The 23,819-nt window shown below is 68.3% G+C and carries 22 protein-coding genes and 1 tRNA gene; 3 read left to right on the top strand and 20 right to left on the bottom strand.

Translation table 11 applies throughout. The features are described 5' to 3' along the window. Window position 1: 1 nt before the first annotated feature. The 3 genes from JOF42_RS06135 to JOF42_RS06125 form a co-directional block, all read right to left on the bottom strand. On the bottom strand, window positions 2-907 hold the full coding sequence (locus JOF42_RS06135; protein WP_307803557.1) for a carbohydrate ABC transporter permease: 906 nt from the start codon (window positions 905-907) through the stop codon (window positions 2-4). A gap of 4 nt (window positions 908-911) precedes the next feature. Further along, window positions 912-1,796 (bottom strand): carbohydrate ABC transporter permease, encoded by an 885-nt coding sequence (locus tag JOF42_RS06130; protein WP_210097052.1) that lies wholly within the window; start codon window positions 1,794-1,796, stop codon window positions 912-914. A gap of 62 nt (window positions 1,797-1,858) precedes the next feature. Next, on the bottom strand, window positions 1,859-3,178 hold the full coding sequence (locus JOF42_RS06125; RefSeq protein ID WP_307803556.1) for an ABC transporter substrate-binding protein: 1,320 nt from the start codon (window positions 3,176-3,178) through the stop codon (window positions 1,859-1,861). 168 nt (window positions 3,179-3,346) lie between these two features. On the opposite strand from JOF42_RS06125, the gene JOF42_RS06120 reads away from it, so the two are divergent. After that, a complete protein-coding gene (locus JOF42_RS06120; RefSeq protein WP_210097051.1) occupies window positions 3,347-4,393 on the top strand; it encodes a LacI family DNA-binding transcriptional regulator in 1,047 nt (348 codons plus the stop codon). A gap of 175 nt (window positions 4,394-4,568) precedes the next feature. Here the strand turns inward: JOF42_RS06120 and JOF42_RS06115 are convergent. Together JOF42_RS06115 and JOF42_RS06110 are read right to left on the bottom strand one after the other, a co-directional pair. Further along, a tRNA-Arg gene (locus JOF42_RS06115) sits at window positions 4,569-4,641 on the bottom strand. Between the two features lie 67 nt (window positions 4,642-4,708). Continuing rightward, window positions 4,709-5,290, bottom strand: a complete 582-nt coding sequence (locus JOF42_RS06110; protein ID WP_210097050.1) for an asparagine synthase — start codon at window positions 5,288-5,290, stop codon at window positions 4,709-4,711. A gap of 128 nt (window positions 5,291-5,418) precedes the next feature. On the opposite strand from JOF42_RS06110, the gene JOF42_RS06105 reads away from it, so the two are divergent. Next, window positions 5,419-6,258, top strand: a complete 840-nt coding sequence (locus JOF42_RS06105) for an SDR family NAD(P)-dependent oxidoreductase (RefSeq protein ID WP_210097049.1) — start codon at window positions 5,419-5,421, stop codon at window positions 6,256-6,258. Window position 6,259: 1 nt separating this feature from the next. Here JOF42_RS06105 and JOF42_RS06100 read toward each other — a convergent pair whose 3' ends face one another. From JOF42_RS06100 to JOF42_RS06035, 14 genes are all read right to left on the bottom strand, one after another. Continuing rightward, entirely contained in the window at window positions 6,260-7,123 is an 864-nt protein-coding gene (locus JOF42_RS06100; protein ID WP_210097048.1) for a hypothetical protein, read from the bottom strand. A gap of 10 nt (window positions 7,124-7,133) precedes the next feature. Next, window positions 7,134-7,379, bottom strand: a complete 246-nt coding sequence (locus JOF42_RS06095; RefSeq protein ID WP_210097047.1) for a hypothetical protein — start codon at window positions 7,377-7,379, stop codon at window positions 7,134-7,136. 73 nt (window positions 7,380-7,452) lie between these two features. Next, window positions 7,453-9,687, bottom strand: coding sequence for a heavy metal translocating P-type ATPase (locus JOF42_RS06090; RefSeq protein WP_210097046.1), 2,235 nt, complete (start codon window positions 9,685-9,687; stop codon window positions 7,453-7,455). Window positions 9,688-9,696: 9 nt separating this feature from the next. Next, complete coding sequence (locus JOF42_RS06085; protein WP_210097045.1) at window positions 9,697-9,906, bottom strand: heavy-metal-associated domain-containing protein; 210 nt, start codon at window positions 9,904-9,906, stop codon at window positions 9,697-9,699. Window positions 9,907-10,014: 108 nt separating this feature from the next. Beyond that, window positions 10,015-10,632 carry a GntR family transcriptional regulator gene (locus JOF42_RS06080; RefSeq protein WP_307803555.1) on the bottom strand — a complete coding sequence of 206 codons (618 nt, stop codon included), beginning with the start codon at window positions 10,630-10,632 and terminating at the stop codon, window positions 10,015-10,017. 184 nt (window positions 10,633-10,816) lie between these two features. Continuing rightward, window positions 10,817-11,458, bottom strand: a complete 642-nt coding sequence (locus tag JOF42_RS06075) for an NADPH-dependent F420 reductase (protein ID WP_210097043.1) — start codon at window positions 11,456-11,458, stop codon at window positions 10,817-10,819. 59 nt (window positions 11,459-11,517) lie between these two features. Further along, on the bottom strand, window positions 11,518-12,456 hold the full coding sequence (locus JOF42_RS06070; protein ID WP_210097042.1) for a GNAT family N-acetyltransferase: 939 nt from the start codon (window positions 12,454-12,456) through the stop codon (window positions 11,518-11,520). A gap of 43 nt (window positions 12,457-12,499) precedes the next feature. Further along, window positions 12,500-12,934 (bottom strand): Fe-S cluster assembly sulfur transfer protein SufU, encoded by a 435-nt coding sequence (gene sufU, locus JOF42_RS06065; protein WP_210097041.1) that lies wholly within the window; start codon window positions 12,932-12,934, stop codon window positions 12,500-12,502. Beyond that, window positions 12,931-14,253: a cysteine desulfurase gene (locus JOF42_RS06060; RefSeq protein ID WP_210097040.1), complete on the bottom strand. Its 1,323-nt coding sequence runs from the start codon at window positions 14,251-14,253 to the stop codon at window positions 12,931-12,933. Before JOF42_RS06060 ends, sufU begins: the two co-directional genes overlap by 4 nt. 57 nt (window positions 14,254-14,310) lie before the next feature. Next, window positions 14,311-16,107: a sigma-70 family RNA polymerase sigma factor gene (locus JOF42_RS06055; protein WP_210097039.1), complete on the bottom strand. Its 1,797-nt coding sequence runs from the start codon at window positions 16,105-16,107 to the stop codon at window positions 14,311-14,313. A gap of 61 nt (window positions 16,108-16,168) precedes the next feature. Continuing rightward, the gene (locus tag JOF42_RS06050) at window positions 16,169-17,350 is read right to left on the bottom strand and encodes an alpha-hydroxy acid oxidase (RefSeq protein ID WP_210097038.1); all 1,182 of its coding nucleotides are present in this window, start codon (window positions 17,348-17,350) and stop codon (window positions 16,169-16,171) included. Window positions 17,351-17,373: 23 nt separating this feature from the next. Further along, window positions 17,374-18,141, bottom strand: a complete 768-nt coding sequence (locus JOF42_RS06045) for an amino acid ABC transporter ATP-binding protein (protein ID WP_281070713.1) — start codon at window positions 18,139-18,141, stop codon at window positions 17,374-17,376. Then, window positions 18,138-19,082, bottom strand: coding sequence for an amino acid ABC transporter permease (locus JOF42_RS06040; RefSeq protein ID WP_210097037.1), 945 nt, complete (start codon window positions 19,080-19,082; stop codon window positions 18,138-18,140). Before JOF42_RS06040 ends, JOF42_RS06045 begins: the two co-directional genes overlap by 4 nt. Window positions 19,083-19,086: 4 nt before the next feature. Further along, a complete protein-coding gene (locus JOF42_RS06035) occupies window positions 19,087-19,989 on the bottom strand; it encodes a transporter substrate-binding domain-containing protein (protein WP_210097036.1) in 903 nt (300 codons plus the stop codon). Between the two features lie 176 nt (window positions 19,990-20,165). Here JOF42_RS06035 and JOF42_RS06030 point away from each other — a divergent pair, with 176 nt between their 5' ends. Then, window positions 20,166-21,761: a PucR family transcriptional regulator gene (locus JOF42_RS06030; RefSeq protein WP_210097035.1), complete on the top strand. Its 1,596-nt coding sequence runs from the start codon at window positions 20,166-20,168 to the stop codon at window positions 21,759-21,761. 4 nt (window positions 21,762-21,765) lie between these two features. On the opposite strand, the gene JOF42_RS06025 is transcribed toward JOF42_RS06030, so the two are convergent. Then, window positions 21,766-23,733, bottom strand: a complete 1,968-nt coding sequence (locus JOF42_RS06025; protein WP_210097034.1) for a sigma-70 family RNA polymerase sigma factor — start codon at window positions 23,731-23,733, stop codon at window positions 21,766-21,768. Window positions 23,734-23,819: the final 86 nt, after the last annotated feature.

Here is a 23,819-nt window from a genome sequence, read left to right as displayed (position 1 = left end):
GTCAGCCCTTCACCGATCCTGCGGTCAGGCCCTTCATGACCTGCTGGTTGAGGAACACGTAGATGAGCAGTGTTCCGAGCACGTTGACCGAGATCGCGGCGAAGGTCGGTCCGTACTGCACAGCCCCGTACTCCCCCGTGAAGTTGAGCAGTCCGACCTGGATCGTGCGCAGATCGCTGCTGTTGGTGAACGTCAGCGCGATCAGCAGGTCGTTCCAGAGGAAGAAGAACTGCACGAGCCCGATGGTGAACAGCGCGTTCTTGACCAGAGGGAGCCCGATCGAGAAGAACGACCGGAAGATCGACGCTCCGTCGAGCGTCGACGCCTCGAAGATCTCGCGAGGCACCGACCGGAAGAACGTCGCCATCATGAACACGGTCAACGGCATGCCCAACGCCACATAGGTGATGATGAGCGGCCACAGCGTGCCGGTCATGTTCGTGCGGAAGTAGATCGTGAACAGCGGGAGCAGGATCATCTGCGCGGGCACCATGATGCCGGCGAGGAACAGCAGCAGCACGGTGCCCCTGCCCTTCCAGACCATGACCTCGAGTGCGAAGCCGGCCGCGGTTCCGAACACCAGGATGATCGCGAGCGACGGGAACACCGCGATCACGCTGTTGACGATGTACTTGCCGAACTCGCCGGTGGTGAACACCTCGATGTAGTTGACGATGTCCCACGACTGCGGCAGGGCCCAGAACGGCTCGTTGAGGAACTCGCTCTGGGTCTTGAACGATCCGAGGAGCATCCAGAGGATCGGGTAGACCTCGACGATCAGCAGAACGGCGATGAGCAGGCGGATCGGGAGCCGACGCAAGAAGTCGCGGACGCCCCGTCTGTTCGGGTCGACGTCGCGTCGGGTGGGCAGCGGGGTGCCTGTGACGATGGCGGTCGTAGCGCTCACTGGTTCAGTCCTTCGTCAGGTCGCGGCGGGTGGAGCGGAAGATGAAGACCGTGAACAGCAGGCACAGGATCGTCAGCATGAGCGCGATCGTGCTGCCGTACCCGTAGTCGCCGTAGGCGAAAGAGGTGCGGAACATGTACAGGGTCAGCGGCGTGGTGGCGTTGCCCGGCCCGCCGTTGGTCAAGGCCACGACGGTGTCGAACACCTTGAGCGTGCCGTTGATGCTGAAGATGATCGACGACAGCAGCACCGGGAGCGACAGGGGCAGGACGATGGTGCGGATGAGCTTCCACCCGGATGCTCCGTCGATGCGTGCCGATTCGATGAGCTCGTCGGGGATGTCGACGAGGCCCGCATACAGCAGCACCGCGTAGAAGCCCATGGACCGCCAGAGGTCCATGGCGATGATGACCCAGAAGGATGCGTCGGGGGTGCCGAACCAGTCGAGGTTCTGGACGCCGAGGATGCCGAGGAACGAGTTCACCGGTCCGACGGTCGGCGCCGCCTCGAACAGGCGCTGGAACAGCAGCGCGACCGCCACCGTGGGCAGCACGACGGGGAAGAACACGATCGTGCGGATGAGGCCCGACCCCTTGCGGAGCCAGAAGACGTACATCAGGGAGAGCAGGTACCCCACGATCACCTGCAGCGCGGTGAGGATGAGCGCGTACCTCAACGTGAAGAGGATCGCGTCCCATGCGGCGGGGTCCTGGAAGAACTTGATGAAGTTGTCGAAGCCGTTGAATGTGAAGCCGGTGATGGGGTTGCCGTCCTGCACGGTGTAGAACAGCGACCACACGATCGGGACGAGCATGACGAGCGAGTAGACGAGCAGCGCGGGTCCGAGGAGGACGAAGATGGCGCGCTTGTCACCGAGGACTTTGTGCATGGTGGATCTCCTGATGCGACCAGAGCGATCCCGGGGCGAGCGATCGCCCGCCCCGGGAGAGGTCAGCCTTCGTCGTTGGCTGCCTGGACGAGCTTCATGAACTCTTCGCCGGACAGGCTGCCGTTGGCGAGGCCCGCACCGTTGTTCTGGCTGATGCCGGTGGCCTTGGGCGTGAAGAGCGCTTCGAACCACAGGACGCTCGAGGGTGCGTTCGCGATCTCCTCCTGCACGATCTTGGTCGTCTCGGGAAGATCTGCCGGCGGGTTGTCGACCACGAAGCCCGAGACCACGCCGCTCTCGTTCAGCGCGGTGTCACCGTATCCTTCAGCGATGCACTTCAGCCACGCGGCCGAGTCATCGTCGTAGTTCTTCTCGGCGAACATCACCGGGATGCCGACGTTCGCCGGGATCTCGTCGATGCTGCCCTTTCCGCCCTCGACGTCGGGGAAGCGGGCGAAGCCGATGTTGTCGGCTCCGATCTGGTTCTGCTCTTCGTCGTTGAAGTTCGCGAGAGCCCAGCTGCCCATGTAGAAGAAGGCGGCCTTGCCCGTGAGGAACAGGTTCATCGAGGCGTTGTAGTCGATCGATCCGACCGCGTCACCGAAGAATCCGTCCTTGCCGAGTTCGGCGACGGCATCGGCCGCGGCGACGTACTCGGGGTCGGTGAGTTTGGCGTCGCCGTCGGCGACCTTCTGCAGGGCGTCTGCGCCGAGCGTGCGGAAGATGTAGTCGCCGACGAGGCGGGTGACGGGCCAGCCGTCCTTGCCTGCCGTCGCGAACGGCTGCACACCGGCATCCTTCAGCGTCGAGGCGGCGTCGACGAGGTCGTCCCACGTCTCGGGAACCTCGACGCCGTTGTCGGCGAGGAGCTCCTTGTTGTACCAGAAGCCCTCGATGTTGAACTCGGTCGGCAGCGCGTAGAGCGCACCGTCGCCGTAGAGGGCCTTGACCGTGGATTCGGCTGCGGGCACGAGTCGGTCCGAGACGCCGAGGTCATCGAGCGCCTTCGAGAGGTCGAGCACCTTGCCCCCGTCGATGAACTCCGACATGAGCGCCGGGGTGCCGGCGGCCATCTGCATGTCCGAGAGACCGTCCTGGCTGGCGAGCAGCTGCAGCTGCTGGTCCCACTGGGTGCCCGAGATGTCGTCGGACGTCAGCGGCGCTGCCTCATCGGCGGCCTTGCACTGGTCGCCGGCGAGGCTCTCGAGCGTGTTGATGATCGTGGTGTTCTCGGTCTGACCGAGGTAGGTGAACTCTCCGTCACCGGCGCCCGACTCCGATGACCCCGAGCCTCCTGAGCAGGCCGAGAGTGCGAGAGCACCGACGCCGATGAGCGCGATTGCGGGGGCCAGGCGACGGGCGCGCCTCATTGCTGTGGTCACTGTTCCTCCTTGAAGAGCGACGCCTCTTTTGAAGCGCTTCATTCACACCATGCCATACGAAAAAAGGGCATGTCAAGACCGTTACGAATCAGAAATGAAGCGCTTCATGACATCGGATGCTCTAGAGTTGAAGAACCAGGTCATGGCGACGACGCCGAGGAGGATGACGTGACCGACACTCCCCCGTCAGGGCGCACGAAGCCCAGCATGGCGGACGTGGCTGCCCACGCAGGGGTCGCCCTCGGCACCGTCTCCAACACCCTGAACAACCCCGAGAAGGTGCGCGAAGCGACGCGACGCAGGGTGCTCTCATCGATCGCCGAGCTCGGCTTCGTGCGCAACGATGCCGCGCGGTCGCTGGCTGCGGGCAACAGCACGTCTGTCGGCCTCGTGCTCGCCGACCTCGGGAACTCGTTCTTCGTCGACATCGCCCGGGGCGCCGAACGCGCCCTGCGACGCCACAAGATGGACGTCCTCATCGTCAACTCGGACGTCGACCCCGATCGCGAGATCCACAATCTCGAGCTGCTCGATCGCTCACGTGTCGCCGGCATCATCCTCGCTCCTCTCGACACGGCCCTCGCGAAGTCGCCGCATCCGGCGAACCGCACGACACCGACAGTGCTGGCGAACTTCGAGTCCCCCTCGCTCGCGTACCCCGGGGTCATCGTGGACGAACGCCACGGCGGCGCACTGGCGGCCTCGCATCTGATCGCCCTCGGTCGACGGCGGCTGCTGTTCGTCGGCGGGCCCCGATTCCTCACGGCGGTCAACCAGCGCTGGGAGGGCGCGGAGCAGGCCACGGCCGCGCATCCGGACGCGTCGATCGACATCCTCGAGACCCGAGGAGTGAACATCCGTCACGGCCGGGATGCCGGGCGGCAGATCCTGGAGCGCGGTGCGGGAACATACGATGCGATCGTCGCGGCATCCGACCTCGTCGCGATCGGCCTCATCCAGATCCTCAACGAGGTGCCGGGCTTCTCGGTACCCGGCGACATCGCCATCACCGGCTACGACAACAACCACTTCGCGTCTGAGAGCGCCATCCCGATCAGCACGGTGAGCCAGCCCGGCGAGGAGATGGGCGCCGTCGCCGCAGACCTGCTGCTCGAGCGCATCGCCAACCCGGGCGCCCCGTCACGCAGCGTGACGCTCGAGCCTCGCCTGCTCCCCCGTACGTCCACCCTCGGCGAGATGTGGCGCAGGGACTGACCCGAGCGCCGACGCACCCGTTGCGAAGGAGAACTCTCTTAACAATGGAGGACTCCTGGCGAGAGGTCCTTCGCTGCGCGTCTTCTCCTTCGCTCCGTGCGCGCCGGATGCAGTCGAGCACTCCGCAAGAAACGCAAAACCCCCGCCGCTTTCGCGACGGGGGTTTCAGCTGATGTGCGCCCGAAGGGACTCGAACCCCTAACCTTCTGATCCGTAGTCAGATGCTCTATCCATTGAGCTACGGGCGCTCCTGGACCGCTCAGCGGGCCGTGGAACAGCCTATAACAGTCACCACTCGAATGCGAATCGAGCAGGTCACTCGTCGTGTTCGGCGGCCTTCTGCTTCTTCTTCCGCTTCGCCTTCGCACGCTGCAGGGACGACAGAGCCTGCAGGTCGACGAGCCGAAGAGCCTGCATCCGGGCCTCGCGCATGCGATCGTAGTCGGGGTCCTGGTCGGGACGCATGCCCTCGACGCGGAGCCGACGATCGAGGTTGTGGCGCACGTCGGCCCAGGCGCCCTCTCGGGCCTCCTCCACGATGGCACGCAACGCGGCTTCGTTCTCCATCGTCTCGCGCAGCTTCGTCGCGACGCCGCGCGACTGCTTGGCCCGGCGTCGGAGGTTGCGCACATCGCGGTCACGGTAGTCGTGCGTTCCCGAAGGGTCGGAGTGGCGACCGCGAGCGCGCTTGCGCAGCTCCGTCAGGTTGCGCTCGACCTCTTCGGACTCCTCGGCCATCGCCCGCAGCGCTTCGCGCGCATCGGCGACGTACTTGTCGGTGTCGAACACGCCGTTCTCGGCGATCGTGCCGATGAGGATGTGATTCTTCACGGCGAGGCGCGCGGCAGCGGTCGCGATCGCAACGCCTTCGGCGATGGCATCCGCAGTTCGTCCCACCGCTACCTCCTCTCTTCGAGCGTACCGGTATCGCTCCCCGATGCAGTGGGCCAGAATGGATCGGAATCGGGTCGCACAGACCTGCTCGATCACCTGCGGCACTCCCGGTCGCCGCCAGGAGGAGTGCAATGACGCGTCTCACCCTCACCGGAAGCACCACGGTCATCACGGGAGCCGCGAGCGGAATGGGCGCCGAGATCGCCCGGATCCTCGCCGCGGACGGTGTGCACCTCGCGCTGATCGACCACAACGCCGAGGCGCTCGGGATGCTGGTGGCAGAGCTCGCCGGTGCCACGGTCACCACGCACATCGTCGACCTCCGAGACGATGAGGCCGTGTTCGCGACCGCTCGAGAGATCATCGCGTCGCATCCGCGCATCAACGCGCTGATCACCTGTGCCGGCTCGTCGATGCTCGGCACCCTCGAGCAGCTGACGATGGAGGAGATGCGCTGGTTGACCGACGTGAACCTGTGGGGCACCGTCTCGATCACGAAGGCGCTGCTGCCCGCGCTGCGCACCGCGCCCGCCGCGCACGTCACCCACCTCGCGAGCGTGTACGCCCTGGCGGCTCCTGCGGGGCGGATCCCCTACGCGCTGACCAAGTACGCGGTGAGAGGCTTCTCGGAGGCGCTCAGGCACGAGCTCGAGGGCACGTCGGTCACGGTCGGCGCCGTCTACCCGGCCGGCGTGCGTACGGGCATCATCCTGCACGGACGGTATGCCGCGGCGATCGATCCCGCCGTGGCGGCGAGAGCGGCAGCCGCGCAGGCGGCGATGTACCACACCGAGCCGGTGGATGCCGCAGCCCTCATCGTTCGCGCGACCGAACGACGCCGGGCTCGCACGATGGTCGGCAGGGAGGCTCGACTCGTCGACGTGTTGGTGCGGCTCGCGCCGGCGGGCTACTGGCGCGTGATGCGTCGCCCGCTGCGAGAGGCGATCGACACCACGACTCCGGCCCGGTGACTCACCTGACCGACCCGACCCAGATCGCCGACGCCCACGTCTGTTGGTCGCCGTCGCATCCGACCGCACCGGGGAACCCTCTGACCACGGCCATGCAGTTGGCGAGGAACTCGGGGTCGCCTCCGAAGAGCGAGCCGTACGTCCCCGACGACGTGAGGGCTCCCCAGACGCGGAACTGGTAGATGTGGGCGAGCTCGTGCGCCATAGCCCATCTCAGCCGCTCGGGGCTCCAGTCCACGATGTCGGCCCGGTATTTGATGTACCCGTTGCTGTTGGCGCAGGCGGGAGCGGATCCCCCTGCGCACGAGGCTGATTCGTAGAGCCCCACGCCTGTGCCGCCGACCACGTCGAGAGCGGCACGCACCCTCGCGTATCCGTCGGGTCCGCTCGACGACCAGGCCGGCCCTGCGGGCGCGGCGTACTGCGCCGCCTCCCAGGTGGTCACGTCGTCGCCGACCTTGTCGATGAGCGCATGGACGGTGGCGGTCGCCGCGATCACGGTGGCCGGGCTCTTCCGCTCATCGAGCACGGTCTGCTGGGCCGACAGTGCCGCAGCCCGATGCGCGGCGGTGTCGACCTTGCCGTCGGCGGCCGCGATCGCGGCGCTGAGCGCGTCGATCTCGTCGACGAAGGCAGGACGCACCGCGAGCACCGCCGCACGATCGTCCGTCTCCTTCTCCGCGATGTCGATCGCTCCCTCGAGGTGATCGGTGCGCATCTGGGCCGAACGGGTCGACTGCGACAGGCTCTGCAGCTCGGCGATCGCGGCAGCTCTGTCTTCGTCGAGAGCCGCGGCACGCCCCACGACGCCCGAGGCGAGGAGCACGGCCGCGACCACGCTGACCGAGAACACCCTCCGGATCACGACTGTCGCCTCATCGCAGGAAGCCCGTCGTGTCGGAGAGTTCGGTCTCCTGCTCGGCGATGGTCGCACGCAGAGCGGTCAGCTTCTCGGCGAGCAGGTAGTTGGCGTCGCGGGTCGCGTCGAGGTTCTCCTCGGCCCGCGTGACGGCTGCTCGCACCTCGTCGAGGGAGTCGACCCGTTGCTGGTCGGCGACCACGACGAGCACCGTTCCGCCGATCAGCAGCAGCCCCCCGGTGACGACAGCGACAGCCCTCATATCGCTCCCCAGAACAAGACGATTATCCGGAACGATTCCGTAGGCTCAATATATCCCCGCGACAGGGGCCTTTCTAGCGCACCATCTCGCCCGCCGCGCTCCGGAAACGACGAAGCCGGAGACTGTTGAGAACGACGAACACGCTCGAGAACGCCATCGCCGCGCCGGCGAGCATGGGGTTCAGCAGACCCAGCGCCGCGAGCGGGATCGCCGCGACGTTGTAGGCGAGTGCCCAGAAGAGGTTGCCGCGGATCGTGCCGAGGGTCCGCCTCGCCAGGCGGATCGCGTCGACCGCCCCCCAGAGGTCACCTCTCACGAGCGTGAGGTCTGATGCCTCGATCGCGGCGTCGGTTCCGGTGCCCATCGCGATCCCGAGATCAGACTGTGCGAGGGCCGCCGCGTCGTTGACGCCGTCGCCGACCATGGCGACGACGGCACCGCGTGCCTGCAGAACGGTGATCACCTCGACCTTGCCCTCGGGAAGGACTCCTGCGCGCACCTCGTCGATGCCCACCACGCCGGCGATGCTCCGCGCCGCGCGCTCGTTGTCGCCGGTGAGCAGCACCGGACGAAGCCCGAGCTCCCGCAGCGCGGCGATCGCGTCGGCACTGGTCGGCTTCACCTGATCCGCGACCACGAGGACACCGCGCACGCGGCCGTCCCACGCCACCACCACGGCAGTGCGTGCGTTCGCCTCCGCGCTGTCGAAGGCGGAAGCGAGCTCCCCGTCGAGGCGCAGCGCCCAGTCCTCCAGGAGCGAGGGGCGACCGGCGATCACCGCCCGCGAATCCACGATGCCGGTCACACCTCGGCCCGGAAGATTGCGGAAGTCCGCGACGGCGGGCAGGTCGCCGAGGCGCTCGGTGGCGCCCCGCACGATCGCCTGCGCGATGGGATGCTCGGATGCCTCTTCGACCGCGGCCGCGTAGCGGAGAACGTCGGAGGAGTCCTCCCCGTCCGCGACGATGATGTCCACGAGTGTCATCCGCCCCGTGGTCACAGTGCCGGTCTTGTCGAGCACGATCGTGTCGACGCGTCTGGTCGACTCGAGCACCTCCGGTCCCTTGATGAGCACACCGAGCTGGGCACCTCGACCGGTGCCGACGAGCAGTGCCATCGGCGTCGCCAGACCGAGGGCGCAGGGGCACGCGATGATCAGGACCGCCACGGCTGCGGTGAACGCGGCAGCCGCACCGCCGCCGACCAGCAGCCACACCACCAGGGTGAGGGCCGAGATGGCGAACACGATCGGCACGAACACCGCCGAGAGCCGGTCGGCGAGACGCTGGGCCTCGGCCTTGCCCGATTGGGCCTCTTCGACGAGGCGTGCCATGCGAGCGAGCTGGGTGTCGGCACCGACCCGTGTCGCGGCGACGACCAGGCGTCCACCCACGTTCACGGTGGCGCCGGTGACCGAATCCCCGGCTCGCACTTCGACCGGGACCGATTCGCCCGTGAGCATCGAGGCATCGACCGCAGACGACCCCTCTCGCACGATCCCGTCGGTCGCGATCTTCTCGCCGGGTCGGACGACGAACAGCTCCCCCACTGCGAGCCGCTCGAGCGGCATCCGCTCTTCGCGCCCGTCGCGCAGGACCGAGACGTCCTTGGCGCCGAGCTCGCCCAGAGCGCGGAGAGCCGCTCCGGCACGACGCTTCGAGCGCTGCTCGAGGAACCGGCCGAGCAGGAGGAACATCGTCACGCCCGCGGCCACCTCGAGGTAGATGCTGCCGAGGCCGTCGCCGCGTTCGATCGTGAATCGGAACGGATGGGTCATCCCCCACATGCCCGCGGTGCCGAAGAACAGCGCATACAGCGACCACAGATAGGCCGCTCCGACACCGACCGAGATGAGCGTGTCCATCGTGACGGCCCGGTGGCGCGCGTTCAGCACCGCCGCCCGGTGGAACGGCCAGGCCGCCCAGGTGACGACCGGCGTGGCGAGGGCGAGCGACACCCACTGCCACCCCGGGAACTGCAGTGGCTCCGCCATCGCGAGCACGATCACCGGAACCGCGAGCACGGCCGCGACGATCAGGCGGAGCCGCAGGAGGCGGTAGGCGGGATCGACGTCGGGCGCGTCGTCCTCGCGCGGGAGTGCCGCTGCGTATCCGGTACGGACGACCTCCGAGATGAGGTCTTCGACGGCGATGCCGGGCGCGACCTCGACGTGCGCCTTCTCCGTCGCGTAGTTGACGGTCGCAGCCACACCCTCCATGCGGTTGAGTCGCTTCTCGATGCGCGAGGCGCACGACGCGCACGTCATGCCCTCGATCTCGAGGTCGTACGACACCGCCTCGGCTGACATGATCGCCCCTCAGGCGCGGACGGCGCTGTAGCCGGCCTCATCGACGGCGGCGAACACAGCGGCGTCGTCGAGCTCGGTGGCCGATGTCACGACCAGGCTGCCCGACGCGGCGCTGACCTCGATGCCGGTCACACCGTCGAGCTTCGCGACCTCGCTGCGGACCGAGCCCTCGCAGTGCCCGCAGGTCATACCGGTGACGGAGTAGGTGGTGGTGCTCATCAGTGCGTTCCCTCTCGACTGTTCCTGACAGAGTCAGATACCCCCCTGGGGTATCTCTCTCGTCACAACAGTACCCCGCGTCGGGGTATTCCTCAACGCGGGGATGCCTCAGATCGAGTACGTGGGCGAGGCAAGACGACGCTCAGCCGCCGCCTGGCCACTCGCGAGGTGGCGCGGAATCAGCCAGCGCAGCTTCTCGACATCGCGCGCGACGACCGCCTCGAGGATCACCCGATGCTCGTCCGCCATGGCGAGAAGGTCATCGTGCTGTCCGAAGAGCCACCGAAGGCGCGTGACGAACACGCCGATCAGCTCACCGAGCATCTCGTTGCCCGCGAGCTCGGCCGAGATCTCGTGGAACTCCCCTGCCGCGATCCGCGCCGCCTCGACATCCCCCGCCTTCGACGCCGCGAGTTCACGCTCGTACGACGCCTGCAGCCGTGCGATCCCCGCATCGTCGTGACGTTCGGCCGCGAAGACGAAGATCAGGGTCTCGATCGCCTCGCGCACCTCGCCGAAGTCCTGGATGTCACGGTGCGTGAACTCGCGCACGACGGCCCAGGTGCGCGGCCTCGCGACGACCACTCCCTCGCCGACCAGCGTGCGGATCGCTTCGCGCACGGGCAGCCGCGACACGTTGAGCTCCGCTGCGATATCGCGTTCGACAAGCCGGGATCCGGGCACACGACGCCCGAGGATGATGTCATCACGCAGAATGCGCGTCACCCTCACCGACTCGAGTTCGCCGGCAGTCCCCACCCCCGCCATACCGAGATTGTCCCACCCGGAGAGCGGATCGACAAGTTTTGGTATCCCAACGGGGGATTTATTTCGTCTGCGCACCACTCACGCGCGGACGAGACAGAAGAGGGCGCGGATGCCGCAGCATCCGCGCCCAGTCCGCCTACGCTCAGGGCAGGCGGTTCGCGATGGCGAGGTTCGCGGTGAGCTCCTCCGCGGTCTGCTTCACGACGTAGGCGGGACGATCACGCTCGACGCGCCAGGACTCGCTGAGCGGACCGACGTTGACCGTGTCGAAGCCGACCTCGTCGTAGAAGCGCGTGACGAAATCGACAGCCTCGGCGTCATCGCCCGCGGTCGCGAGCGCGCGGCGCCCCTCGGTTCCGGCCGGGGTGCCGTCGGTCGTGATGTCGGCCGCGTAGATGTGGTTGAAGGCCTTGGCGATCCGCGACGTCGGCAGCTGCTTCTGCAGGAGCTCCGAGGTCGTCGTCTCCCCCTTGTCGAGGGCGTCAATGTGACCGTCGCGCTCGAAGTAGTAGTTGTTCGTGTCCAGCACGATCTTGCCGGCGAGCTCCTCCACGGGGAGAGCGTCGATCTTGCCGAGCGGCACCGTGACGACGGCGACATCACCCGCCGCAGCGGCCTCCGCGGCCGTCGCCGCCTTCGCCCGCGGGCCGAGCTCGTCGACGAGACCTGCCAGTGTCTCCGGGCCGCGCGAGTTGGCGATCACCACGTCGTAGCCGTTCGCGACCGCGACGCGCGCGACCTGGCTGCCGATGTGTCCTGCACCGATGATTCCGAGAGTTGTCATGCTCGGGGCAACGCCTGGGCGACGGGGCTATTCCCTCCGTGACGCTGCGAGTCGCACGATCAGACGGTGAGGAGGAAGCGCTCCTCGACGCGGCGATACCCCAGACTCTCGTAGAGCCGGATGGCGCCGGTGTTGAAGCCGAAGACATGCAGGCCGATCGAGTCCGCACCGAGCCGACGGGCCTCCCGCTCGGCCGCATGCATGACGTCGCGACCGTACCCTCTGCGGCGATGCCCCTCGGCGATCTCGATGTCGAGGATGAAGGCGTGCGGGCGTCCGGCACGAGCTCGGACACCGATCCAGAGCACCCCGACCTCATCGCCGTCGACCTCGGCGACGAACAGCTCCTGCCCCTCCGACGCGACTCCGTCAGGGAGTTCGAGCTGCATCTGTCGGTGCGACTCGACCGCCGCATCCTCCTCCGAGTATCGGCCTGATGCGGCGAGATCCGCGGCGAAGGCGGCTTCGGATGCCACGGCGAAGCTCGTGAAGCGCTCCGCGGTCATCGGGCTCACGACCACACGCGAGCGCCCCTCGCGCGACGGGAGCGGTTCGAGGAGCATCTGGATCGAGGCGACCTCGAATCCACCGCTCTCGACGAACGCGCGGCTCTCACTGTCGGAGGCGTAGACGCCCATGCTGATCCGCGTGACCTGCTGTGTACGGGCGAGGGTCCGCAGTTCCGCGAGCAGTCGGCCGCGCTGTGCTTCGCTCGGGCTGACGCCGAAAGCGAGATCCACGAGGAACAGCACGCCGTTGTTCGCGGCCAGCCAGGCCGTGCCCAGAGCGACTCCGTCGTCCTCGATCTCCAGGATCAGCGACGTCGGCGTCTCGTGGCCCTCCGCGAGCAGCTCGCCGACGAACTCATCGACACGGGCCGCAGCGTCTTCGCCGACGAGCATCCCCGACTCCCGCCTGAGCGCGATCAGTCGCACGCGAGTGGTCGCGAGCCAGTCGTCGAAACGGTCGGCAGGCAGAGGAGTCAGAAGAAGCGGCATGGTTCCATCCTGCACCTCACCGCGGACGACCCATGCCTCGCCTTCACGCCTTGTGCAGCGCGTCCTCCACGGCGACCCAGGCGAGCATCGCGCACTTCACGCGGGCCACGTACTTCGAGACTCCACCCAGGGCTGCGACGTCGCCGAGCAGCTCCTCGTCCGGCTCGATCTTGCCTCGCGAGCGCATGGCCTCGCGGAACGCCGCGATCCGCACCTCGAGATCCTCGACCGTCAGCCCCTCGGCGAGCTCGGCGAGAAGCGACGCGGATGCCTGTGAGATGGCGCAGCCGTGGCCCTCCCACGCGATCGCCTCGATGCTGCCGTCGCCGGCGCGATGCACCTGCAGGGTGACCTCGTCACCGCAGGTCGGGTTCACCTGGTGCGACTGCGCCGCGACCTCGCCGCGGAGCCCGAACCCGTGCGGGGTGCGGGAGTGGTCGAGGATGAGTTCCTGGTACAGGTTCTGCAGGTCGCTCATGCGCCCCTCCGGAAGAAGTCGATGGCACCCTGAACGCCGTCGAGCACGGCGTCGATCTCGGCATCGGTCGTGTACAGATACGTGCTCGCCCTGGTCGACGAGGTGACACCGAGGCGTCGGTGCAGCGGCTGGGCGCAGTGGTGCCCGACTCGCACGGCGATGCCGCGGTCGTCGAGGAACTGGCCGAGGTCATGCGAGTGGATGCCGTCGACGTCGAAACTCGCGAGCCCCACGCGCGGCAGGTCGATGCCGGCTCCGAGCACGCGGACGCCGTCGATGGCGCTCAGTCCCTCGACGAGACGCGCCCCGAAGGCGGCCTCGTGCGCGGCGATGCGCGGCATCCCCACCGCCGTCAGGTAGTCGATGGCCGCGGCGAGCGCGATCGCCTGCGACACCCGCTGGGTGCCGGCTTCGAATCGCTGCGGCGGTGGCAGGTACGACGCCTCCGTCGTGGTGACGGTGGTGATCATCGAGCCGCCGGTGAGGAACGGCGGCATGGCCTCGAGCAGCTCGCGGCGGCCGTAGAGTGCACCGATGCCGGTCGGCCCGAGCATCTTGTGCCCGGAGAGCACGGCGAAGTCGACATCGAGAGCCCGGACGTCGAGCGGCAGATGGGGAGCCGACTGGCAGGCGTCGAGCACGACGAACGCGCCGACGGCGCGCGCCAGGGCGACGAGCTGCTCGACGGGGTTGATCACGCCGAGCACGTTCGACACGTGGGTGAACGCGACGAGCTTGGTGCGCGCGGTGATGAGCTCGGCAGCGGCGTCGAGACGCAGCGCACCGTCGTCGTCGAGCGGGATCACCCGCAGGGTCGCCCCGGTGCGCGCCGCGAGCTCCTGCCACGGGATGAGGTTGGCGTGGTGCTCCATCTCAGTCGTGACGATCTCGTCGCCCTCGCGCAGGCGCAGTCGCTCGGCAGCCGCTCCGCCTCGTCCGAGCGACGCGTTGGAGATCGAGTAGGCGACGAGGTTCAACGCCTCTGTGGCATTCGAGGTCCAGACGATCTCGCCCTCGTCGGCGCCGATGAACCGGGCGACGGTGGCACGGGCATCCTCGAAGACCTCTGTGGCCTCTGCGGCGAGCGTGTGCGCCCCGCGGTGCACCGCCGCGTTGAGCGTCGTCGCGAACTGGCGTTCGGCATCGAGCACCGCGAACGGACGCTGCGATGTGGCGCCGGAATCGAGGTACGAGAGAGGATGCCCGTTGACCTCGACCTGCAGGATCGGGAAGTCCTCGCGCAGCCGCCGCACCTCGCGATCCGTCAGAGGAGCGTCGCTCGGCGGGGCGACCTGATCGGAATCGCGGGGAGTGCTCATCGTTCAAGCTTCTCATCTGGCGCGGGCTGCGGGGTCACGGCGGAGCGACCCCGCAGCTCATGGAGAGACGAGGATGCGGTCGACCTCGGCCACCCCGAGGGCTCCGGTCACGGGGTCGACGTATCGCACCGTGACCCGATGGAGCCCGGGCCTGACGTCGAGGAGTGTCGCGACCGTGGACGCGTCGGACAGCAGCACCGTCGATGCGGCGCCGCCGTCGAGCGAGACCGAGACCGTCGCGCCGACGATGCCCTGCACGACGAGCGCGAGATCGTCATGCTCGCCGTCACCGTCGATATCCGTGCGGGCGAGGAACCCATTCGAATGATCGGCGAGCACCGGGGTGTCGAAGCCGATCGGCCCGATCGGGTCGCTGACGGTGACCTCCCCGGTGACCGGCGCCGTGTGACGCACGGAGACGGACATGTCCTGGTGCAGCGCGTCGGCGTCGGGCACGACCGAGAACGTGCCCGCCTCGTCCACGATCGCGGTCGCGACGACGAGACCCCCCTCGTCGATGATCGCGATCTGCGCACCGGGGGTACCGGATCCGGTGATGGGAGGGATGTCTGTCGATCCGGGCGCGATGATCCAGGAGATCGTCACCGGCACCTCGTCGATCGGCTCGACGACGGGCGGGGCCGCCGGGGGACGCACCTGCGGACGCGAACGTGGTTCGAGCGGAGTCGTCGCCTCATCGATCTGCGGAGAGGGTGCAGGCTCGACGACCGAGTCCGGCGCGGGCTCCGCCGGCGATTCCGGGAGCGTCTGCGCGTCCGGGTCGGTCGCGGGCGGAGCAACGGGAATGACCGGGACCGTGGGCACGACCGGCGCCTCCTGCGAGACGGGTGTCGAGATCGGTGCCGGCGACTCGACGACGAGCGCGGGGGCTCCGTCGGCTGCCGGGGTCTCGCTCGGTGCGAGTTGAGCGGCGACCGCGACGATCGCGGCCGCAACCGTCACGACGACGACCGTGCCCCCCACGACGAGCCATGGCATCGCGCCCCTGGGCATGGCTCCGGCAACGACCGCGGCCGAGGCGGGCGCCGGGGATGCCGCCGAGTATGCCGCGGCGGCAGGGCCGCCGATGATCGCCGGCAACAGCACGGCGCGCAGCTTCGATGACGCCTGGGCGACCTCCGCGCTCGCCATCGTGCACCGACGGCAGCTCTCGAGATGCGACTCGAACCGTGCGCGATCCGCACGCGCGACGTGCCGCTTGCGGCCCTGAGCGACGATGCGCTCGCAGGTCCAGCGGCACTCGGCCTCGCGCCCGGGCTCTTTGATGTGCGCATGCAGCCAGGCGACCTTGAATCCCTCGCGGGCTCGTGTCGCGAGCACGGAGACGGCGTTCGGGGTCATCCCCATGAGCGGCGCGATCTCGCGGGGCTTCATGCCCTCGACCTCGAGGTACCACAGCAGCGTGCGCCACCGCTCGGGGAGGTCCTTGAACGCCGAGGTCAGCAGTGCGCGGTCGGAGAGGAGATCGAGGGAGTCTTCCGTGTCGTCGACCGGGAGCTCATCGATGTAGTCGAGGGCCAGATCCTTCTGCTTCCCTCCCCACGTGGCGGCCGCGCTGCGTACGGCGGCGAAGAGATACGGGCGGAACGCCTCGGTCGGGCCGCCGCCGTTGCGGATGGCACTGAAGGTCTTCGCGAACGCCTCGCTGACCAGATCGTCGGGGTCGATCGAGCTCGTGATCGAGCGGGCCGCTCTCAACGCTGCGGGCGAATGACGATCCCACAGCACCCCGTAGGCACGGCTGTCGCCCGCTCTGGTCGCCCTGACGAGGTCGTCGTCGCTCGTATCCGGGTCGATGCGTGTGCGCACGTCGACAGGCGTCGCCGCGCTCATCATCGCGCCCCTTCCGGCGCCGGTTCCCCCGCGCCGAACGCAGCGGCCCCTGCGACGGTGCTCACTGCGACGCCTCGATCGCTGCGACCGCGGCCTCGAGACGCAGCCCCGTCGAATCCACGAGGGTGCAGGGCATCTCGTCGACGCGCGTCACACCGAGGAAGCCCATGACCGTCAGGAGCTCGTCGTGGAGCACCTCGAACGCGCGATCGACCCCGGCCTGGCCCGCCGCCGCCAATCCGAGCGCGAACGGGCGACCGGCCGCGGCGGCGTCGGCCCCGAGGGACAGCGCCTTCGCGATGTCGGATCCTCGTCGTACGCCGCCGTCGACGATCACCGCCGCCCGTCCGTCGACCGCATCGACGACCCCTGGGAGTGCCTCGATCGTGGCCTGCTGGCTGTCGAACTGTCGACCTCCGTGGTTCGAGACGAAGACCCCGTCGGCGCCGTGCTCGATCGCGAGGCGCGAGTCCTCGGGTGTCATGACGCCCTTGACGACGATGTTCCCCGTCCAGCTGCTGCGAAGTCGGGCGATGTCATCCCACGTCGCCGTCTGGTTCTCGTTGCGCTCCATCCACGCCTCCATCTCGCGCATGCGGATGGCCCTCCCGTCGATGCGGTAGTTCCCCCACGTCATAGAACGCCCGAGGAGCCAGCGCAAGACCCAGCCGGGGTGGAGCGCCGTGTTGACGACGTCGCGCAGGGGCGGCCGTGGCGGCATCCCCGTCCCATGCCTGAGGTCTCGGTCGCGCTTGCTCGACACGGCCACGTCTCCGGCGACCACGAGCGTGTCGATTCCCAGCACCTGGGCACGATCGATGTGACGTCTGGTCTCTGCGGCATCGTTCCAGAAGGCGATCTGAGCCCACACGCGCCCCGGCGCGGCATCGGTCACCTCTTCGAGCGAGCAGCCGGACCACGGACTGTGCACGAAGACACTTCCTGCGGTCGCGGCTGCCCGCGCGATGGCCACGTCGGCGTCGGGGTGGCACACCGTCAGGAGACCCATGGGGGAGACGACCAGGGGAAGGTCGAGTCGGGTTCCGAGGATGCTGGTCGTCGCGTGGCGCTGCGAGGTGTCGACGAGCACCCGCTGGGTGAGCAGGTGGGCGTCGAGTGCCTCACGATTGCGTCGAAGGGTGAGCTCGTCCAGAGCCCCGCCTTCGATGAAGTCGAACACCATGGCCGGCAGCCGTCGGCGGGCGCGGTTCCTGAGGTCTTCGATGCTGTGGATGTTGTGCACGTCGTGCTCCTGTGAGGTATGGGTCAGTGCAGGATTCGGGAGAGGAACGCCTGGGTGCGCTCGTGCTGCGGTCGAGCGAGGACCTCGTCGGGCGCTCCGCTCTCGACGACGACCCCGTCGGCCATGAAGACGACCTGATCGCTGACCTCTCGGGCGAAGCCGAGCTCGTGAGTGACGACCATCATCGTCATGCCCTCATCGGCGAGGTCGCGCATGACGGCGAGGACTTCTCCGACCAGTTCGGGGTCGAGTGCCGAGGTCGGTTCGTCGAAGAGCATCAGCTTCGGCTTCATCGCGAGCGCCCTGGCGATCGCGATGCGCTGCTGCTGTCCGCCCGAGAGCTCCTGCGGGTACGACACCGCCTTGTCGGCCAGACCGACCCGCTCGAGGAGCACCATCGCCTCGTTCACGACGTCAGCGCGCGGACGCCCCAGCACCTGGGTCGGCCCCTCGATCACGTTCTCGAGCACGGTGCGGTGCGGGAAGAGGTTGAATCGCTGGAACACCATTCCGGTGTGACGCCTCGTCTTCGCGATCGCGGACTCCTTGGCCTCGAGCAGCCGCCCACGATGGCGCGTGGCCCCGACGAGCTCGCCGTCGACGAGGATGATGCCCGCGTCCACGGTCTCGAGCCGGTTCACGCATCGCAGCAGCGTGGTCTTGCCCGACCCGCTGGGGCCGATCAGGCACGTCACCGACCCCGTGGGGATCTGCAGCGAGACGTCCTTGAGCACGGTGTTGTGGCCGAAGGCCTTGCGCACCCCGCGGATCTCGACCATGTTGCGCGTCATGCGACCGGCTCCTTCGTCTTCTTGACCCGCACGACCCGCCGCGGTGTGAAGCCTCGCCCGTATCGCTCCTCGAGCCGGGACTGCACGATGCTGAGCACGGTGGTCAGCACCAGATACCAGATGCATGCGACGAGAAGCAGCGGGATGACCTCGTAGTTGAGGGAGTAGATGGACTGCACCGCGTACAGCAGATCGGAGATCGCGAGCACACTGACGAGCGACGTGCCCTTCAGCATCGAGATCACCTGGTTGCCCGTGGGCGGGATGACCACCCGCATCGCCTGCGGCAGCACCACACGGCGCAGCAGCTTCGATCGGGTCATGCCGAGCGCTCGTCCCGCATCCAGCTGGCCCTCGTCGACCGACGAGATGCCACTGCGGATGATCTCGGCCATATACGCCGCCTCGTTCAAGGACAGCCCCAGCAGGGCCGCGCCGAGCGGGGTGATCAGGACGTTGGCCGACCCCAGGACGATGCTCGGGCCGCCGAACGGCAGGCCGAAGGCGATGACCGGGTAGAGGGCTGCGATGTTGTACCAGAAGATGAGCTGAACCAGCAGCGGGGTGCCGCGGAAGAACCAGACGTAGACACCGCTCACCCCGGCGAACACGGGGTTGCCCGAGACCCGCATGATGGCGAGGACCACACCGAGGATGATGCCTGCCGTCATCGAGACGACCGTCAGGATGAGGGTCAGCAGCATGCCCTGCAGCACCTGCGGATCGAAGAGGTAGGCGCCCACGACGGGCCAGCCGAACCGCGGATTCGTGGCGACGTCGATCAGGAAGAAGACGACGAAGAGGCAGAACAGAGCGCCACCGATGAGGATGCCGAACCGGCGCCTCTTGTGGACCTCCAGCGAGGTGAGCGTGCGCTGAAGCCCGGTGACATCGCCTGCGGGCTCTCCCCCCGGGGAGGCACCCTGATCGATCGTGGTCATCGGGTCAGCCCTGCGCCACGTTGACACGGGCGTCGGTGACGGCCATCGACTCGAGGCCGTAGTCGGCGAGGAGCTTCTCGTACTCGGGCGAGGCGATGACCGCGTCGAGAGCGGCGGCGATCGCATCGAGAGTGCCCGCGTCGTGGGGGATGCCGACGGCGACGGGCGCGAAGTCGTTCTCGTCTCCGACCTCGAGCTTCGAGTCCTGCGACACGGCGTACCCGAGGATCGGCGAATCCGCGTAGACGACATCGGCACGGTCGCTCAACAGCGCCGAGACGGCCTGCCTCGTGTCCTGGAACTGCAGGATGTCGAGCGGCTTCTCCCCCGCATCCTGGCAGGCCTGGTCGAGGCCGGGGACGTTCACGGTGAGCTGATACGACCCCTTGAGCACAGCCACGCGTTTGCCGCAGAGCCCGTCGAAGGAGAGGTCCTGAGGATTGCCCGTGGGCACGGCGAGCGCGCTTCCCATCTGCACGTAGTCGACGAAGTCGAGCTGCTTCATGCGCTCCTCCGTCGGCGTCATGGATGACACGGTGAGGTCGTAGCGACCGGCGCTCATGCCGGGGATGATCGTGTCGAACGTGGTCACATCGATCTCGAGATCGAGGCCGAGCGCCCCGGCGATCAGTCGCGCGATGTCCGGGTTGATCCCCGTCATCTCCTGCGTGCCCTCGCGATAGAACTGCGTGGGCGGCTCGTTCGTCGGGATGGCGACACGCAGCGTCCCCCCGTCCTGCAGGGCGTCCGGAAGGAGCGCGACGGCGTCGGCGACCGGCTTCATCGTGATCTCGTCCGCGGGCGGCTCGGTCGTGCCCTGTGCCGCGCAGCCGCCGAGCAGGATCGCCGCGCCGAGCATGGCGACGGTCGTCATCGACCGGCGCCGGAAAGCGTGAGTGCTGTTCATAGGAGTGTCCTGTCGGGGCGACGGTGCCCGGAGTCCATCGGCACGGGAAATGCGAGCGATGGTCGGATTTCTCACGAGGTGCCCCTTCGACCTCGTACTCTCAGTCTTACGGGCAACCGATCTGACCGATATGTAGATTGCTATGAGAGTTGCCTTCCTCGAATGGAGAAGTTTCCATGGATGTACCTTTGGATCCTCCCGACGACAGTTCACCGACATTGCGCGATGCCCTGCTCGTCGGCGACGGTGCTCTCTCGTCGTCGTCCGGCGACGCCGAGGCCACCGCGACCACGTTCACCGGGGTGGACTTCTACGATCCGGCGGTCGACGTGGCCGACTATCGCGATCGCATCGTGCTCGCGGCCGGGGTGGCCCCGACCGATCTGCCTGCGCTGGCCACCGCTCTCGCTGCCGCAGGGGCTGCCGCGCTGGTCGCCCGCCGCACGGAGGACGCGACCCCGTCCGGCGAGCACCCCGACTGGGAGCGTTCCCTCCCCGTGCTCCGCCACCTCGACGGCGACTGGGCACAGCTCGCGGACATCCTCAGATCGCTGCTCAGCGCCCACTCGATCGGGCATGTCACCGGAGTGCGGATGGGCGACCTCTTCGGCCTCGCCAATGCACTCGCGACTCTGGCGGACGGCGCGGTCAGCGTCGTCGACGCCACCGGTCAGGTCGTCGGCTACTCCACACACAGCGAACAGCCCATCGACGACGTCAGGAGACGCACGACACTGCTGCTGCAGGAGGAGATCCCCATCTCGTCCGACGTCGAGTACCAGTCGCTGCTTCGCGCTCACGATGCCCGGCACTTCCCGTCCGACACCGATCAGTTCGGCCGGGTCGGCATCGCCGTGCGGGCGTCCGGTGAGCTCCTCGGCTCTCTGTGGGTGATCCAGGTCGATCCGTCGCTCTCGGCGCGCACCCAGCGACTGCTCGAGGAGATGGAGCCGATCGCCGCGCAGCACCTGCTTCGGGCCCGGGAGGACGCCGCCGATCGAGATCAACGCAATTCGAGCCTCCTGCGCACTCTTCTCGAAGACGAACGCCACGCCCGCAGCGCGGCGTCGCAGCTGCTCATCCGCCCCGAGGCCGGCTGCACGATCGTGTGCTTCCGGGTGGACACGTTCGACGGGGTCGATGCGATGCGCGGCCTGCACCGTCTGCTGCATCTGGCGACCAGCGTGTCGAGCGCCGCCTTCCCCGGCTCGCACAGCGCCGTCATCGGAACGCAGGTGGTGACTCTGATCCCCGGATCGATCGCGGCGCGAGCCCACACGTTCGCCCACTCGGTCATCCGCACCGACGCCGCGCTGCTCGCCGGGATCGGCACCCGCGCGTACGACATCAACGGCATCGCCAGGTCCCACCGCGAGGCGGGCGCCACCGCAGGCGTACTGATGGCCTCGCCGATATCGGGTGATCGACACAGGCAGGTCCGCATCGCCACGTTCCACGAGATGCGCGACCGCCTGGCGATCCTGCAGGTCACCGACCTGATCGAAGGACTCGACGCGGCCGTCGGCGACTCCGCGAGCATCCTCGCCGAGCACGATGCCGCGCAGGGAACCGACCTCTCTCGGACCATGCGCATCTACCTCGATCATCTCGGCAGCGTTCGGGAGACGGCCACCGCTCTGCACGTTCACCAGAACACCGTGCGGTATCGCCTCGACGTCGTGCGCAACGACCTGGGGATCGATCTCGATTCGCCGGATACGCGCCTGTGGCTGTGGCTGCGACTGTCCGTCGCGTCGCGCGGATCCGCCTGATGCATCATCCGACGGCCTCCGGCAACGAGACCGTCACTCCGGAGCGCCCCGTCGACGGGTCGACGTACCGGGCCGCGACGATGGGCGCTGCGACACCCAGGTCGACCCGCCCGGACGCCGCGGTCGCCGGAGGCATCAGGATCACCTGCGACCGCCCCTGCGCGTCGAAGAACTCGACCCAGGCTCCGCGCTCTGCACGGAGGCTCAGACAGGCCCCGCCGAGTTCGGATGGCAGCCGACACAGGTCGGGGTCGCCGATCGCCACGTCCGGGACCGCGAACACCAGCGGGCCCATGCCGTCTGCCCACTCGGTCATCCCGGTGCGCGGGTCATGCTGCTGCACCCGCACGGTCATTCCCTGATGCACGCGATCGCCCGACACATCGAGCACGAACTCGCCGTCGTCATCGACCGTCGCGGCGTCGAGGGGCTCGCCGTTCTCGTCGAACGCCGTGATGCGCGACCCCGGAGTACCCGTCCCCTCGATGCGAGGGGGCACTCGCGTGCCAGCGGGGATCGACCGCGTGATGCCGAAGACGTGGCCGTCGAGGGACGAGGCGTCGACGTTCGAGTCGGTGCCGGTACCGGTACCGGTGCCGGTGCCGGTGCCGGTGCCGGTGCCGGTGCCGGTGCCGGTGCCGGGCGACGATGATCCGCCCGGCTCCGTCGTGAGCTCCGACGCCACGGGCCCGGGCGACGCCACCGGAGCCGGCGATGCGGGTGCGCCGCCGAGATCGGGATCGCCGCGCATGACCAGGACCGACGATACGTCGCGGGTGTCCGGCGTGTCCGGCATCACGGGAGACGGGGAGGGAAGCGGTGTGACCTCGGCCGGATCCGGAGCGTGGCCGCCCGCGGGATGCTCCTCGGCCGGCAGCTGCGTCTCGATGATCGACGAGGCATCACCGGTCGCCTCGGGGGCGGGCACGACGAGCAGCGCGCCGGCGACGACGACCGCCCCGGCCGCGACCACCGTGGCGGCGACGAGAGCCGCCCACCCACCCACCGACACGGCGACGGATGCGGCAACATGCGAGGCGAGGCCGACGCCCTCGGTCAGCGCCGTGACGGTGGGTATCGACAGGGCGTGCGCGGCCGACGCGGACGAGCCTGACGTCACGAGCTCCGACCACGGCTCCGCATCCGGGAAGTCGTCCGCCGACGCCGCGTCGTAGTCGGGGTACAGCCCCGCCGCGACTCCACCCAGGAGAGCCGCGGGAAGAACCGTGCGGAGCCGCTGAGACACCGTGTCGATCTCGGCCGCGACGAGCTGACATCCACGGCAGGTGCTCATGTGCGCCCGGAATCGAACGGCGTCGTCACCACGCAGACGACGCTCTCGCTGCGTCACGACTCGCTCGCAGAACCAGCGGCAGTCGTCGGAACGCGAAGGGTCGTGGATGTGCGCCTCCAACCACGCCCGGCGGAAGCTGTCGCGGGCACGGAGCGCGAGCGCCGACACCGCATTCGGTGTGATTCCCATGAGCGGCGCGAGTTCGCGTGGCTTCATGCCCTCGACCTCGAGATACCAGAGCAGCGTCCGGTGCCGAGCCGACAGCGTGCCGAAGACGGCCGCGACGCTCGACCGCTCGGAGATCCGCTCGATCGGGTCGTTGCCTTCGGGAGCCAGCTCGAGCTCTGACACGACCTCGATCGAGAGCATCCCCGCCCCTCTCGACCATCGAGCGGCGGTGTTGCGCAGCGTCGCGAGGAGGTAAGGGCGGAAGGCGTCGCTCGGGCCGCCACCCGCCTTCGTCACCCGCAGGATCGACGCGAACGCCTCGCTCACGAGGTCGTCGGGATCCGCGGAGGGAGAGATGGCGCGGGCGGCACGACGGGCGGCGGCCACGTGTCGCCGCCACAGGAGCGCGAAGTCCCCGATGTCGCCACCGCGCACGGCGCTGATGATCTCATCGTCAGCCGGTTCGGTCGGCAGTTCGTCGTCACCGTCGAGGGGGGTCGTATGGTTCATGCTGCTCCGGAGAGAAGGGGCATCCACCGAGAGGCCGGCGCCTTCGTGGCGGGTGAGGGACGAGGCTTTGGGGGTGCCTCGTCCCT

This window comes from Microbacterium phyllosphaerae, from assembly GCF_017876435.1.
Lineage (GTDB): Bacteria > Actinomycetota > Actinomycetes > Actinomycetales > Microbacteriaceae > Microbacterium > Microbacterium phyllosphaerae.
The sequence above is the reverse complement of the archived record's forward strand: the minus strand, read 5'-3'. Positions and strand labels throughout refer to the sequence as shown.